At 62.9% G+C, this 13642-nt stretch carries 14 protein-coding genes; 6 read left to right on the plus strand and 8 right to left on the minus strand.

The genetic code is table 11. The annotated features are described in order from the left end of the window. Positions 1-142: 142 nt before the first annotated feature. Positions 143-976 (minus strand): EAL domain-containing protein, encoded by an 834-nt coding sequence (locus OX460_RS08455; RefSeq protein WP_289898379.1) that lies wholly within the window; start codon positions 974-976, stop codon positions 143-145. A 234-nt stretch (positions 977-1210) separates the two neighbouring features. On the opposite strand from OX460_RS08455, the gene OX460_RS08460 reads away from it, so the two are divergent. Continuing rightward, complete coding sequence (locus tag OX460_RS08460; RefSeq protein ID WP_289898380.1) at positions 1211-2023, plus strand: class II glutamine amidotransferase; 813 nt, start codon at positions 1211-1213, stop codon at positions 2021-2023. 66 nt (positions 2024-2089) lie between these two features. Here OX460_RS08460 and OX460_RS08465 read toward each other — a convergent pair whose 3' ends face one another. Beyond that, positions 2090-2620 carry a GNAT family N-acetyltransferase gene (locus OX460_RS08465; RefSeq protein WP_099402317.1) on the minus strand — a complete coding sequence of 177 codons (531 nt, stop codon included), beginning with the start codon at positions 2618-2620 and terminating at the stop codon, positions 2090-2092. A gap of 462 nt (positions 2621-3082) precedes the next feature. Between OX460_RS08465 and OX460_RS08470 the strand changes: the two genes are divergently transcribed. Beyond that, on the plus strand, positions 3083-4138 hold the full coding sequence (locus OX460_RS08470; RefSeq protein ID WP_099664405.1) for a sulfate ABC transporter substrate-binding protein: 1056 nt from the start codon (positions 3083-3085) through the stop codon (positions 4136-4138). Between the two features lie 59 nt (positions 4139-4197). Here the strand turns inward: OX460_RS08470 and OX460_RS08475 are convergent, their stop codons facing one another. Then, on the minus strand, positions 4198-4698 hold the full coding sequence (locus OX460_RS08475; RefSeq protein ID WP_289898381.1) for a hypothetical protein: 501 nt from the start codon (positions 4696-4698) through the stop codon (positions 4198-4200). Between the two features lie 175 nt (positions 4699-4873). Between OX460_RS08475 and OX460_RS08480 the strand changes: the two genes are divergently transcribed. Further along, positions 4874-5092 (plus strand): TOBE domain-containing protein, encoded by a 219-nt coding sequence (locus tag OX460_RS08480; protein WP_034757699.1) that lies wholly within the window; start codon positions 4874-4876, stop codon positions 5090-5092. Positions 5093-5143: 51 nt separating this feature from the next. Here OX460_RS08480 and OX460_RS08485 read toward each other — a convergent pair whose 3' ends face one another. From OX460_RS08485 to OX460_RS08495, 3 genes are read right to left on the minus strand one after another with little or no spacing between them, the layout of a single operon-like run. Then, positions 5144-5572 (minus strand): DsrE family protein, encoded by a 429-nt coding sequence (locus OX460_RS08485; protein ID WP_251349181.1) that lies wholly within the window; start codon positions 5570-5572, stop codon positions 5144-5146. Between the two features lie 42 nt (positions 5573-5614). Then, positions 5615-6364 carry a LytTR family DNA-binding domain-containing protein gene (locus OX460_RS08490; RefSeq protein WP_251349182.1) on the minus strand — a complete coding sequence of 250 codons (750 nt, stop codon included), beginning with the start codon at positions 6362-6364 and terminating at the stop codon, positions 5615-5617. Then, on the minus strand, positions 6361-7602 hold the full coding sequence (locus OX460_RS08495) for a histidine kinase (RefSeq protein WP_251349183.1): 1242 nt from the start codon (positions 7600-7602) through the stop codon (positions 6361-6363). Before OX460_RS08495 ends, OX460_RS08490 begins: the two co-directional genes overlap by 4 nt. 416 nt (positions 7603-8018) lie before the next feature. On the opposite strand from OX460_RS08495, the gene OX460_RS08500 reads away from it, so the two are divergent. Continuing rightward, the gene (locus OX460_RS08500; RefSeq protein WP_099668125.1) at positions 8019-8897 is read left to right on the plus strand and encodes a serine hydrolase; all 879 of its coding nucleotides are present in this window, start codon (positions 8019-8021) and stop codon (positions 8895-8897) included. On the opposite strand, the gene OX460_RS08505 is transcribed toward OX460_RS08500, so the two are convergent. After that, entirely contained in the window at positions 8898-9830 is a 933-nt protein-coding gene (locus tag OX460_RS08505; protein ID WP_289898382.1) for a DMT family transporter, read from the minus strand. It lies immediately after the preceding gene. 120 nt (positions 9831-9950) lie between these two features. Between OX460_RS08505 and OX460_RS08510 the strand changes: the two genes are divergently transcribed. After that, complete coding sequence (locus OX460_RS08510) at positions 9951-10850, plus strand: LysR substrate-binding domain-containing protein (RefSeq protein ID WP_289898383.1); 900 nt, start codon at positions 9951-9953, stop codon at positions 10848-10850. A gap of 7 nt (positions 10851-10857) precedes the next feature. Here OX460_RS08510 and OX460_RS08515 read toward each other — a convergent pair whose 3' ends face one another. Next, on the minus strand, positions 10858-12780 hold the full coding sequence (locus OX460_RS08515; RefSeq protein WP_289898384.1) for a methyl-accepting chemotaxis protein: 1923 nt from the start codon (positions 12778-12780) through the stop codon (positions 10858-10860). 198 nt (positions 12781-12978) lie between these two features. On the opposite strand from OX460_RS08515, the gene OX460_RS08520 reads away from it, so the two are divergent. After that, complete coding sequence (locus OX460_RS08520) at positions 12979-13641, plus strand: thiol:disulfide interchange protein DsbA/DsbL (protein WP_289898385.1); 663 nt, start codon at positions 12979-12981, stop codon at positions 13639-13641. The last annotated feature ends 1 nt before the right edge of the window (position 13642 follow it).

The following is a 13642-nucleotide window of genomic DNA, read 5'->3' on the forward strand; positions in this document are numbered from 1 at the left end:
TTTCTGCGCGATGCCATAGTCAGTCCAATATAACGATGGGAATACTATAGCGTATTGTGCTGCGAAGAAAAACCCTCATTTTCTATCGTCTCTGCCTGTTTCTCACGTATTTTCCGCTGAGCTGGCTTAAGCGGGAAACCGCTCACGCGGCGGCGCCGGCGGCCGCGTCCTGTTTTGCCTGCGCCAGCGCCGTCAATGGCTTGTCGAGCAGATAACCCTGGGCCACGATGGGCAAGCCCGTGATGGCGGCGACGCGCTGCAGCGCAGCCAGCGCGGCCGGCGTGTCGAGGCGCTTGAAGACGACGCGGATTTTCGCCGCATGGCACAGGGTGACGAAACTGGCGACGGCCTGCTCGTCGCTGAGGTTGCCCGCGTCGAGCTTGAACGCATGCGGGTGCAAGCGCTCCAGCATGCCCGTGGCTTCATGCACGCTGGCCACGTTGATGGCCAGGCGGAAACCGTTACGGCGATAATTGTCGGCCACATAGTTGAGCAGCCAACCCTGGTTCGGCGTGACCGTCGGCAATTGCAGCACGATGCGCTCGATGGGCAAGCCCAGCGCGTCGAGGATGCGCTGGAAGGCGTGGCCGTGATTGCTGCTGACGGCGCTCAACAGGCGGTCATGCACGTTCAGGTACAGGTCGGCCTGCTCCGCTTCCGCCTGCCGGAAAAAATTAATGGCGTGCAACATGCGGCACAGTCGGTCCAGTTCCACGGATTCATCGTCGCTGGCCGCATGGTCGAGCAAACGCCACAGCGACAAACCCTCGTCCGCCTTCGACACGCTGCGCGCCAGGCCCTCGAACGCCACCAGCTTGCCGCTTTCAAGTTCGCGCAGCGGCTGGAAGGCGCTGGTCATGGTGCAATTGAAAAAGCGCCCCAGCGCCCTGCCCTCCCCGTCGAGCCAGACGCTGGTGCCGGCCTGGGTTTGGTGCGACAAACGGGCCAGGTAGTTTTTCAGGACGGGAAATGGCATACGTGCTCCTTCATCGGGCTGCGCCGGCTGCCCTCATGGGGAAGGCGGCGCCAAAGTGTGCAGAGTAAGGCAGCGCCAACCAAAGGAGAACGAATGGTTTCGCCATTTGATATGCGCCCAGCATATATGGCCGCAACGGCGGACAGCGCATAACGATAGTCGGAAACATTCCTTCCCGCCCCTGCCGCCCGCCTTTACTGTGGGCGTGTACCGATACCATCAGGAAGGGCCGCCATGTGCCAGTTACTCGCAATGAACAGCAGCAAGCCGGCCGCGCTGGGATTTTCCTTTGCCGGCTTTGCCGAACGGGGCGGACGCACGGACGAGCACCGCGACGGCTGGGGCATCGCCTATCATTCCAGTAGCGGCTGCACCTTGCTGACGGATCACCTGGCGGCCATCGATTCGCCGCTGGCGGCCCGGGTGCAGCAGCATCCCGTGAAAGCGAAAAACATCGTCGCGCACATCCGCAAGGCCACGCAAGGCCGCATCGCGCCGGAAAACACGCACCCGTTCGCCCGCGACCTGTGGGGCAAGACCTGGTCCTTCGCCCACAATGGCGACTTGAAAACGTGGCGCGCACCCGCCAATGCGCACTACCACGCCAGCGGCGACACGGACAGCGAACAGGCGTTTTGCCACTTGCTGGCCCGCTTGCGCACGCAGTTTCCCCTGGGCGAACCCGCGCGCGCCGACTTGCGCGCCGCCATCGGCGAAGTGGCGCGCGAGATTGCCGCGCACGGCACCTTCAATTTCATCCTGTCGGACGGCGAACTGCTGTTTGCCCACTGTTCCACGCATTTGCACTATGTGATACGCGAATACCCGTTTTCCGTGGCGCAACTGATCGACTGCGAGCGCAGCATCGACTTTCGCCAGCATAATCACCTGGACGACCGCATCGCCGTCATCGCCACGCATCCATTGACGCAAAACGAGGATTGGCTGGCGTTCGCGCCCGGCGAACTGAAACTGTTTGCCGGCGGCACCTTGCTGCCGGCAAACGATAGCGCGCAACAAGGCGTGTATATCCAGATCAGTTACTGAAGGGAAATATTCAAAGGGAGGAAATGGCCCGCCGCCGGATGGGCGGGCTGAGGTGCAAGACCGGCGTCAGGCCGAATTGCAGTTGCAAAAGCGCTTGCGCTTGGGGTCGCCGCTGGCGATGCCTGCGGGGTCAATCTGTTTCCAGCAAAAAATCGTTTCCACGCCATACGGCGAGCGGACATTGCCCGCCTCGACATACCCCTGCTTGACGAAAAAGGCCTGGCTGCTGGCCGTGCTGTGCAGTTGCAAAGCCTTGATGCCCCACTCGCGCGCCTGCGCTTCCAGTTGCTCCACCAGCGCCTTGCCGGCGCCGCGGCCTTGCGCCTCGGGCAGCAGGTAGCACAGGGCCAGCTTGCCGGCGCGCGTCAGCAAGCCGACGCCGACGACGGCGCCCGCCTCGACTGCGACCAGCGAAAAATTGGTGGGCGACGCGAACCAGCACGCCACCATCTGCGGTGTTTTATTACCCAGCCAGGCTTCCAGGATGGCCGGATCGTCCCGATGATCGAGGCTGCAGCATTCGACGATGGAGCGTCGTAATACGTTGCACGCCTCGAAAGCGTCGGTCGATGTTGCAATACGAATTTCAAGACTCATGTACGCTCACAAAATATTCCAGTTGCCGATGCAGGCGGTTTTACCCCTGTATCGTGCGATTCGACTATACACCAAGCGGCGCTTTCGGGTTTTTTGCCGCACGCCACGGACCGGTTTTGCCTATGGCGCCATGCGTGCAGACTAAGTGCTGATGCGCATCTTGCCCACGAATGTTTCCAGAAATCGATATATGTTTTTTAGCGCAAACGGGAATCGAATCTAAGAGCCTATCCCCGCAGGGAGCGTCTTCTGCTGGCAGCGCATCAGGAGCGCGGACAAGGCGTGAGGAGGACGCGTGGCGAGCCACGCGACGACGAGCAACGCAGTCCCCGCTTCTGAGGGGCGCCAGCAGGGGATGTATTCATCTGCTGGGATAGGCTCTAAGCATATTACGAAAAATTCGTTTCTTTTCCGGCCGGAATTTTAGACTATGTCTATCTATTCTCACAACAAGAGTTCAACATGACCCATTCCAACGCCGTATCGACTGCCGCAGCTACGCTCACCCAACGCTCGCGCCGCTGGTTCCTGGCCAGCGCCCTGGCCGCTTCCGCTGCCGCCATGAGCCTGCCGATGGCCGCCAGCGCCGCCGAACCGGTGGTCTTGCTGAACGCGTCCTACGACGTGATGCGCGAACTGTTCAAGGACGTGAATCCCGCATTTATTGCAGATTGGAAAGCCAAAACGGGCGAAACCATCACCATCAAGCAATCGCACGGCGGCTCCAGCAAGCAGGCGCGCTCCGTCGCCGATGGCCTGGAAGCGTCCGTCGTGACCATGAACCAGGCCAATGACATCGACATCCTCGTCGACCGCGGCCTCGTGGTGGCCGACTGGGCCAAGAAATTCCCGAACAATGCGGCGCCGTTCTACTCGACCATGGTGTACCTGGTGCGCAAAGGCAACCCGAAACACATCAAGGATTGGGACGACCTGGCCAAGCCCGGCATCAAGGTCATCGTGCCGAACCCGAAAACCTCGGGCAATGGCCGCTACACCTATTTGGCGGCGTGGGGCTATGCCGTGAAAAAAGGCGGCAGCGAAGCGCAGGCGCGCGAGCTCGTTACCAAGCTGTTCAAGAACGTGCCCGTGCTCGACGGCGGCGGCCGCGGCGCCACCACCACCTTCACGCAGCGCGAAATCGGCGACGTGCTGGTGACGTTTGAAAATGAAGTGCAACTGGTGCGCGCCGAATTCGGCGACAACTTCGAAGTCGTGTATCCAAGCATCTCCATCCTGGCCGAGTCGCCGGTGGCCGTCGTCGACAAGGTCGTCGACCGCCGCGGCATCCGCAAGGAAGCCACGGCCTACCTGCAATACCTGTACTCGGAGCCAGGCCAGGAACTGGTCGCCAAGCACTATCTGCGCCCCCGTTCGGCGGCAGTGGCGAAAAAATACGCAGCCAGCTTCAAGCCGATCACCCTGTTCACCATCGATGACGTCTTTGGCGGCTGGAAACAAGCGCAAAAGAAACATTTTGACGATGGCGGCGAGTTCGACAAGATTTATCAGAAGTAAGCTTGCGCCACATCAATAAAAAAACCGGGACGAGTCCCGGTTTTTTTATTGCCGCCGCGTCACTGTTTTTTCAGCAGCAGCTTGAATTGCGGCAGCCAGCGCCCGTCCACCAGCATCTCGCTGGCCGCCTCATAGGCATCGCCCGACGGCGCCCAGCGCACGCGATACGTCAGCGCCTTGCCACTGGCGCCCACGTATTGCGTGGCAGGAAAATCGAGGCCGCCGTCCGCCGGCAGCATCGTGCCGCGGCTGTAGCCGCCGCTGTTTTCCACATACAGAAAGGCCACTTTGCCTTCGGCGGCATCGTGGTAATACGTGGTTTCGCCCACGTAATCGGGCTTGCCGGGACTGCGCACCGTGTGCACGTCGCGCAGCATCCGGCCGCCATACAGCCACTGGAAACAGTGCTCATCCGTCTGCTTACCACCAGGAAACTCTCCCTTCCAGCAATGCCCGGCCAGGAAAGCCATCGGCTGCAGGGCAGCGACCGGTTGCGCCAGCGCGGCAGAGGTGGGCAACAGCAGGGGCAATAACAGGAACGACAGCAAGCATGGACGCATGGCAAACCTCCGCGTGGATAGACGGACGAGTATAGGCGAATAATATGCTTGCGGCGGCATCCGCGCATCATTTCCGCATATCGATATGCGCATCGATTCGTGGTCAAAAGCGCGCGCGCGCCGTACTCTGGCCATGTCGCGCCGCACGGCGTATTACGGGTACAAAGGAAATATCATGGCTATCTCGGAAGTGAATGTACGCAACCAGTTTCGCGGCAAGATCAAGGAAATCATCTTTGGCCCCGTGGTGTCGGAAGTGGACGTGGAAACGCCGCACGGCATCGTCACGTCGGTGATCACCTCGCGCTCGATCAAGGACCTGGACTTGAAAGTGGGCAGCGAAGTCATCGCGCTGGTGAAATCGACGGAGGTGTCGATCGCCAAGATCCAGTAAGCATCGCCTGTCCATGCGCCGCGCCGTTGCCATCTGGCAACGGCGCGTGCATCAGGGCTTGATATACACATAGCCTTCCTGCGCCTGCAGGCGGCTCAGTTCGGCCACGCCCGACGGCACGATGACGGCTTCGGGCAGCACGCGCTGGCGGTCGATATTGCGTCCTTGCAAGGTGTTATTGCAGACACGAAAGCTCACGCCCCGCTTGACCAGCTCGCGCACCGCCACGTCATACGGAGTGCCCTGCTTGTCGATGGCGCCGTCGAGCAGGAAGTCGATGCCGGGACCGTGGGCGACCAGCACGATGGTCACCTGCGGGCTGGCATCGAGGTGGTTGCGGATATTCCTCAGCGCAGCCGTGGCATTGCTGGCGTCATTGACGTGATACACGACCTTTTCCTCCTTCTGCGCCCCGTGGGCGGCAGTACAGGAGAGCAAGGAAAGAAGGATGGCGGCGAACCAGCGGCGTAGAATTGTCATGAAAAGTCCATATGGTGGCAGATTAAAAACATTGCCATCATATCAATCCCTGAACAAATAGGTAAACGTGCGGCTGACGGGCAGCTTTTCCGTGCTGCCGCGCAGCAGCACCTGCATGCGCTCGGCGTCGATGCGCTCGGCCGCCTCGATGGCTTTCACGTTGACCATGGTGCCGCGGTGGATTTGCCAGAACTGTGCGGGATCCAGCCCGCCCAGCAAATCCTTCAGCGGCGTGCGCACCAGCGCTTCCGAGCCGGCCAGCACCACGCGCGTGTATTTGGTGTCGGCCTGGAAGAACAGCACGTCGTCGATGTCGATCAGGCGGATCTGCTTGCCCACGCTGGCCTTGATCCATTTCAGTTTTTCGCGCGGCGGCGCCGGCAGCGCGGCGCGCAGCGACTGCAGCAGATGGGCCATGTCGGCCGGCTGGGCGCCCAGCTTGTCGCGCAGCCGGGCCAGCGCCCGCTGCAAGCGCTCGGCCTGCACGGGTTTCAACAGATAATCGACGGCGCCCGCGTCGAAGGCGTCGACGGCATACTGGTCATACGCGGTGACAAATACCACGTGCGCCCGCGTGCCGATACGCTCGGCCACTTCCAGGCCAGACAGGCCCGGCATGCGGATGTCGAGGAAGACCACGTCCGGCTCATGCTCGAGGAAACCGTCCCAGGCATCGTTGCCGTTTTCCGCCACCAGCACGATGCGCGCCTCGGGCCAGGCCAGCGCCAGCATCGTTTGCAGGCGTTCGCGCATCAGGGGTTCGTCTTCGGCGATCAGGATGGTGGCATTCATGCGGCGGTTTCCTTCAAATCCATCGGCAACACGATTTCGGCGAGCACGCCCGCTTCCTCGCCATTTTGCACGTGCACGCAGGCAGCGGCCGCGGCCAGCTGCAGCCGGCGGCGCACATTTTCCAGGCCCAGGCCGCCTCCAGGCGCACTCGCGGCGCCCAGGCCCACGCCGCTATCCTGCACGCGCAAGCGCATGGCGCCGTCCCCGTCCAGCACGGCCGAGACGACGATCTCGCCGCCCCGCAGCGATGGCTCGATGCCATGCTTGATGGCGTTTTCCACCAGGGTCAGCAAGATCATGCTGGGCACTTGTATCTGCGCCAGGCCGGGCGGCAAGTCGAGGCGGAAGGACAGGCGCGCGCCCAGGCGTACCTGCATCACTTGCAGATAGGCTTGCACCACGTCGAATTCCGTTTGCAGGGGCACCTGGTCGGCGCGCATCTCGGCCAGGCTGGCGCGCAGGAAGGCGATCAGGTTGGCCGTCAGCGCGGCCGCCTGCGCCGCCCCGTGGGCGCCCTGCTCGGCCAGCTGCTGCACGGCGCCCAGGGTATTGAACAGGAAATGCGGTTCGATCTGCGCGCGCAGCAGGCGCAGCTGCGATTCGCTCAGTTCGCGCGCCAGGCGGTCGCGCTCGGCATCCTGCTGCAGCTGCAGGGCCAGCGCCTCGTACTGGCGGTTGCGCCAGAGCACGACGATAGTCATCGGCACCATATACACCAGCCCGGCCGTCAGCGCGGCCCAGCCGCCCACGCGCGCGCCCCGCTCGAGCGCCACGCCGATGGAAGCATGGCCTTCCAGCATGGCGCGCAGCACGCCGATCGCCACACCGGCCAGGGCCGGCACCAGCAGCAGCAACAGTACCTTGAGCTTGCGCTGCGCCAGCTTGCGGTAATTGAACCAGACCCCCAGCACGCCCCAGGCCATCGCCAGGCCCAGGACATTGCTGAACGCCACAGCCTTGGCCCAGCCGACCTTGTCAGGCAGCAGCAAATGCAGCACGACGCCGATGCAGCTGAACAGCAGCATCAGCCTGGCCGCCGCCAGGTAAAAGCCGGCGCCCCGGTACTTGAGCATGAAGGCGTGGAATTGCTGGCGCTCGATCGGCGTCAGGGTGATGAGCCGCAACGCCACCCAGCGCCGCCAGCCAGGCGGCAACTGGGCCGCCGTGTCCGGATGCGCAAGCACCCTGAGGGTTTCATCGTCGTAACAGCGATACCATCCGGCAAATTTTTCCCACATGCTGCGTTCTCCTTGTCGTGTCAATCAGGCATGAACGCAGTCTACGGCGCCCCTGTTGCAGGGCATAGCGTGGGGCGACGAAGCACGAAGCGGCAGGCATCAACGACGAAGCGCGCGGCGCCTGCCGGACCATGGCTGCCAATATTGCTGAAATAATACGAAGTTTCCAAGACGAAATCAATAATCGCGCAACAATTTTCACTACGGCAAGAATAGCCCCGTTTATTTGCCAAATTGGCCGCTACACAGCCTGTGGCGCCCTTATCCCGTAGACATCGCTTGATCTTTAATGGTATTGTTTAAGCTTGGCAAATATTGCCTCCGAGATACACGCCGCGTCCCCGCGCGGCCCGCTTCCGGATTTGCGCGCAGCGCCCACGATGGCGCCCCAAAACTGCTTTCCCACATACAATCCCATGCTCAAAAAAATGTTCGCCGCGGTGCTGATGACGCTTTCGACAGCGGCCATCGCCGTGCCCTTCGGTTCCCAGTCGATACTGGTGGTCGAAGACGGCACAGGCAAAGTCTTGCTTGAAAAAAATTCCAACGTGGTGGTCCCCATCGCCTCGCTGACCAAACTCATGACGGCCATGGTCGTGCTCGACTCCAAGGCGAATATGCAGGAAGAGATCAGCATCGACCGCGAGGATGTCGATACCCTCAAGCACAGCACCTCGCGCGTGCCCGTGGGCGCCACCCTGAGCCGTCACGACGTGCTGCAACTGGCGCTGATGTCGTCCGACAACCGCGCCGCCGCCTCGCTGGCGCGCACCTTCCCCGGTGGCCCGACGGCGTTTGCCGTGGCCGTCAACGCCAAGATCAAGGCCCTGGGCATGCGCCAGACCGTGATCGAGGAACCGACGGGCTTGTCGCCGAACAACCAGTCGACGGCGGCGGACCTCGTCAAGATGGCCGTGGCCGCCTCGCATTACCCGGAAATCAGCCGCATCACCACCGATTCGAAGGACGTGATCCAGATCAAGGGGCGCGACGTGGAATACCACAACACGAACCGCCTGGTGGGCGCCAAGGGCTGGGATATCGGCCTGTCGAAGACGGGCTACACGAATGAAGCGGGCCGCTGCCTGATCATGCGCATCAAGTCGGCCGGCAAGTTCGCCACCATGATTTTGCTCAACGCGCGCGCCAATTCCGTGCGCGCCATGGACGCCGTCAACATCCGCCGCATGCTGGCGGCCGAGAACGGCATCGAAGAACCGAAAGTGATGCGCGCCTCCGTCAGCCGGCACAAGAAGGCGCCGGCGAAGCCTGGTAAACGCCGCCGCGCAAAATAGTTATTTCGCTTGCCGGTTGGTCATCACCACACCGGCAATCGTCACCGCGCCGCCCACCAGCATCGAGACGAGCACGGGTTCGCCCAGCAGCCCCGCCGCCAGCACGATGCCGAACACGGGCACGAGGTTGTTGAACACGGCCGTGCGCGACGGTCCCAGCGCTTTCACGCCTTCGTAATACCAGACAAAGCCGATCACCGTGCCGAACACGCCCAGGTAGCCGATGGCGGCCCACACTTGCCAGCCGAAGCTGTGCCATGGCACGGTCGGGAATTCCACGGCCGCCCCCACCAGCAAAAAGGCCAGGCCCCACATCGATGCATATGTGGTGGCGGCAATCGGCGACAAGCCCTTGAGCGCCACGCGGCCGATCAGGGTGTAGGCGGCCCAGCTGGAAATGCCGCAGAACATGAATACTTCACCCATGCCGATGCCGCCGCCCGTCCCGTGCAGCACGCCGGCCAGATCGCCGCGCGTGATGACGATGGCCGTGCCGCAAAACGCCAGCATGATGCCCAGCCACTTGAAGGAACCGAGCCGTTCGCGGAACAGCATGGCCGAGGCCAGCGCCGTGACGATGGGATTCAGGGCCACGAACAGGGCCGTGCGTCCCGCCGGCATGCGCGACAGGGCCGCCAGGAAGCACAGGTTATATAAAAAGATGCCCGTCAAGCCCAGGGCCGCCGTCGTCGCCAGCTGCTTGCGGTCCAGGCGCGGCAAGCCCCCTTCCAGCTTCCACGCCAGCACGACGAGCAGCAGCACGGCCACGCCGAAGCGGCCGCTGGCGGCCGTCATGGGCGGCATCTGCTGCGCCAGCACGCGCCCCGCGATAAAGGTGCCGCCCCAGAACAGGGCGACGAAGATCAGTTTGATGTAGACGAGCGGCGACTGCGCGGCGAGCAGCGGAGCCTGGGGTACGGCGGAAGAAGACATGGGATATCCTAGGGTGCATCCTGAAGGCCGCTTGTGTGGCGGGTGGTGTGCGTATATATTAATACTAATATCAACTCATGAAATAATGAGCAAATACTCATAACTCAACAAAACCACACCATGACCTTCACGCAACTGGAAATTTTTACCCTGGTGGCCGAACTGCACGGCTTTTCCGCCGCCGCCGCGCAGCTGGGCATCAGCCAGTCGGCCGTCTCGCATGCGTTAAAGGCGCTGGAAAAGGAGATGGGCGTCGATCTGATCGTGCGCCACCAGGCCTCGGCCGAGCTGACGGACGTGGGCCGCCAGCTGCTCGTGCGCGCGCGCGAAATCCTCGGCCTGTCGGAAGCCATGCGCCAGGAAGCGGCCGACGTGCTGGGCCAGCGCCAGGGCAGCCTGCGCATCGGTTCCTTCGGCCCGACGTCTTCCTTGAATCTGCTGCCGGCCATCACGGCGCAATTCCGCCTGCGCTATCCGGGCATCGACCTGCGCATCGACGAGGGAGCAGACCATGAGGTGGTGCAGTGGATACGCGAGCGCCGGGTCGATGTCGGCTTCGTCGTGCTGCCCGACGAGCGTTTCGATACGGCGCCGCTGGTGGAAGACCAGATGATGGCGCTGGTGCCGCGCAGCCATGCGCTGGCCAGCGAAACGGCCATCACCCTGGCGCAGCTGTGCGAGGGGCCGTTCATCATGTCCGAGGCGGGCTGCGCCTGCCTGATCGAGCCGCTGTTCGCCAACGCGGGCTTGCAGCCGCACGTGCCCTACCGCATCAGCCAGGTGATCACCATCCTCGACATGGTCAGCCGCGGCGACGGCCTGTCCATCGTCGCCGAACTGGCCCTGCCGCAGCGCCTGCGCGAGCAGTATCCGGAGCTGGTCGCCCTGCCGCTCAATCCGCCCGTCAGCCGCAAGGTGGGCCTGGCCGTGCGCGACCGGCGCCAGAACACGCCGGCCACCAACGCCTTTTTCGAGGTGGCCAGGCAGATGGCGCCGACCCTGGCGCCCCGGCGGGTCTGAACACGACTTAAAAAGCCTCCCACTCCTCGAACTGTTCCGTCTTGCGGGCAGCCGCCTTGGCGACAGGACGGCTGGCGATGCGCTGCACGACAGGTGGGCGCGCCACCGGTTTGACAGGCGCCGGCGCCTGCCCCTCATCGAGCTTGAACACGCCCACCACCTGCGCCAGGGTGCTGGCCTGGTCTTGCAGGCTTTCCGCCGCGGCGGCCGCCTCCTCCACCAGGGCCGCATTCTGCTGCGTCACCTGGTCCATTTGCGCGATCGCCTGGTTCACCTGTTCGATGCCGGAGCTTTGCTCGGCGCTTGCGGCCGTGATCTCGCCCATGATGTCTGTCACGCGGCGCACGCTGTCGACGATTTCCTGCATCGTCGCTCCCGCCTCGTCGACCAGGCGCGCGCCCGAATCGACCTTGCCCACCGAATCGTCGATCAGCAGCTTGATTTCCTTCGCCGCGCCGGCGGAGCGTTGCGCCAGGCTGCGCACTTCCGTCGCCACCACGGCAAAGCCCCGTCCCTGCTCGCCCGCGCGCGCCGCTTCCACGGCCGCATTCAAGGCCAGGATATTCGTCTGGAAGGCGATACCGTCGATGACGCTGATGATGTCGACGATCTTCTTCGACGAATCGTTGATCGAGGCCATGGTATCGACCACCTGCGCCACCACTTGCCCGCCCTTGCTGGCCACGCCGGACGCCGATTGCGCCATCTGGTTGGCCTGGCGCGCATTGTCCGCATTCTGTTTCACGGTGCTGGTCAGCTCTTCCATCGAGGCGGCCGTCTCTTCCAGCGAACTGGCTTGCTGTTCCGTGCGCGACGACAGGTCCTGGTTGCCGGCGGCGATTTCCGAGGACGACACCTTCACCGATTCGCTGGCCGTGCGGATTTTCACGAGAACGGCGGCGATCTTGTCGATGAAGCGGTTGAAGGCGCCGGCGATCTGCGCCAGTTCATCCACGCCGGAAGCGTCGAGGCGGCGCGTCAGGTCGCCTTCGCCCGAGGCGATATCGTCGAGCGCATCGCGCACCAGTTCCAGGCGCTTGAGCATTTTGAACACCAGCAGCGACAGCAGCAGCGCCGCCAGCCCCGTCAACAGCGCGGCCGTGACGGTAGCCGTCGTCAGCATCGTCTGCAACGCTTGCATGGCTTCCTGCTGGTCCAGCACCACGGCCAGCAGCCAGTCGGTGCCCGCCACGCGCGTGACATACAGCTTGCCGTCACGCTCATCGAGGCGCACGGCATCGCTCGTGCGCGTGCTTTCCAGGCGATTGACCTGCGCGGCCGACAGCGCCGCATCGAGTTTCGCCACCGGCTGCAGGCTCAAATCCTTGTTCGCATGGGCGATGATGGTGCCGCTCTGGTCGACGAGGAAGGCAAAGCTGTGCGGCGTCGGCTTGATCGCCACCACATTGGCGATCACCGTATCGAGCAGCACGTCCGCGCCGGCCACGCCGCTCAGCGCCTCTTTCGGCCCGACGGGTGCCGTAAACGACACCACCAGCTTGTGGCTGGCCGCGTCCACGTACGGCGGCGTGAGCATCGGCACGCCCGCCTTGACGGTGTCCGTGTACCAGGCGCGCGCGGTGGGATCGAAATCGGCCGGGCGGCCCGGATGGGTAAACACGGAGCGCTTGTCCGCGTAGCCGATGAACACTTCCGCAAAATCGCCGGCCTTTTCCGCGATCTGGAAGGCGCGCAGCGGATCGGGCGTCTCGGCCGACATGACGATGGACGCCATGACCTTTTTCTTGCCATCGACCCATTGCGCCAGCACGGCCGACTGGCTTTGCAGCAGTTGCTGCATCTGCTGGTCCGACGACGCCAGCATGCTGCTGCGCGTGGTGACGTAATTGGCGACCGACAAGGCCAGCATGGACAGCACGACGATGGCCACGCAAATGAGTACCAGCCGCGTGCGAAGGGAAGACAACATGATGGACTCCTGGTTTTGATGTTAATGGAATGACACAGCGTTTTCGCCCTGCCACCCTGCCTTTGCATTTTCACACAAAAATTGGAACAATATTATCCAATATTCGGAATAATAAACATTTATTACATCAAAGCAACACCATCCAACATTGACGTCCTATTATGATTGCCTTATAGTTAATTTTTAAAGGGAGCGTCCATGCGTTTGCACCAAGTCATCCTGGCCTGCGCCAGCTTCGCCGCCGCCGGCGCCTTCGCCTCGCCGCAAGCGCCCGTACCGGGCGCCGATTATCTGGTGCTGGCCACGCCGCAACCGGTACAGGCGGCGCCTGGCAAGGTGGAAGTGATCGAATTTTTCATGTACCACTGCCCCGCCTGCAACGCGCTGGAGCCTAGCCTGGCCCGCTGGGTCAAGGAGAATGCCGGCAGCGTGTCTTTCCGCCGCATCCATTTGCCGCACACGCCGGCAAATGATCCGGAAGCGCATTTGTTCCTGACACTGGAAGCGCTGAAGAAGGAAGAGGCGCTGCACGCGCAAGTCATGCACACCTGGCACGTGGAACGCAAGCGCCTGACCAGCGACAGCGACAACCTCGATTGGGCGCTGAAAAATGGCCTGGACAAGGCCGCCTTCGAAGGCGCCTACCAGTCGTTTGGCGTGCAGACCAAGCTGAAAAACCTGCCCCGCCTGGCCGCCAGCTACCAGGTCGACAGCACGCCCACCCTGATCGTGGGCGGACGCTACCTGACCAATCCATCGATGGTCGCCGGCGCCAACCCGGGCTTGCCGCGCCAGGGCGTGGAGCAGGCGACCCTGCAAGTGGTACAGGCGCTGGTGGCGAAGGCGAAGCTGGGGAAGTAAA

The organism is Janthinobacterium sp. SUN033 (assembly GCF_030397595.1).
Lineage (GTDB): Bacteria > Pseudomonadota > Gammaproteobacteria > Burkholderiales > Burkholderiaceae_D > Janthinobacterium > Janthinobacterium kumbetense.

Bases quoted from the DNA above. Each gene is read 5' to 3' on its own strand.
- OX460_RS08455 (WP_289898379.1), bottom strand. From the start codon at position 976: ATGCCATTTCCCGTCCTGAAAAACTACCTGGCCCGTTTGTCGCACCAA.
- OX460_RS08460 (WP_289898380.1), top strand. From the start codon at position 1,211: ATGTGCCAGTTACTCGCAATGAACAGCAGCAAGCCGGCCGCGCTGGGA.
- OX460_RS08465 (WP_099402317.1), bottom strand. From the start codon at position 2,620: ATGAGTCTTGAAATTCGTATTGCAACATCGACCGACGCTTTCGAGGCG.
- OX460_RS08470 (WP_099664405.1), top strand. From the start codon at position 3,083: ATGACCCATTCCAACGCCGTATCGACTGCCGCAGCTACGCTCACCCAA.
- OX460_RS08475 (WP_289898381.1), bottom strand. From the start codon at position 4,698: ATGCGTCCATGCTTGCTGTCGTTCCTGTTATTGCCCCTGCTGTTGCCC.
- OX460_RS08480 (WP_034757699.1), top strand. From the start codon at position 4,874: ATGGCTATCTCGGAAGTGAATGTACGCAACCAGTTTCGCGGCAAGATC.
- OX460_RS08485 (WP_251349181.1), bottom strand. From the start codon at position 5,572: ATGACAATTCTACGCCGCTGGTTCGCCGCCATCCTTCTTTCCTTGCTC.
- OX460_RS08490 (WP_251349182.1), bottom strand. From the start codon at position 6,364: ATGAATGCCACCATCCTGATCGCCGAAGACGAACCCCTGATGCGCGAA.
- OX460_RS08495 (WP_251349183.1), bottom strand. From the start codon at position 7,602: ATGTGGGAAAAATTTGCCGGATGGTATCGCTGTTACGACGATGAAACC.
- OX460_RS08500 (WP_099668125.1), top strand. From the start codon at position 8,019: ATGCTCAAAAAAATGTTCGCCGCGGTGCTGATGACGCTTTCGACAGCG.
- OX460_RS08505 (WP_289898382.1), bottom strand. From the start codon at position 9,830: ATGTCTTCTTCCGCCGTACCCCAGGCTCCGCTGCTCGCCGCGCAGTCG.
- OX460_RS08510 (WP_289898383.1), top strand. From the start codon at position 9,951: ATGACCTTCACGCAACTGGAAATTTTTACCCTGGTGGCCGAACTGCAC.
- OX460_RS08515 (WP_289898384.1), bottom strand. From the start codon at position 12,780: ATGTTGTCTTCCCTTCGCACGCGGCTGGTACTCATTTGCGTGGCCATC.
- OX460_RS08520 (WP_289898385.1), top strand. From the start codon at position 12,979: ATGCGTTTGCACCAAGTCATCCTGGCCTGCGCCAGCTTCGCCGCCGCC.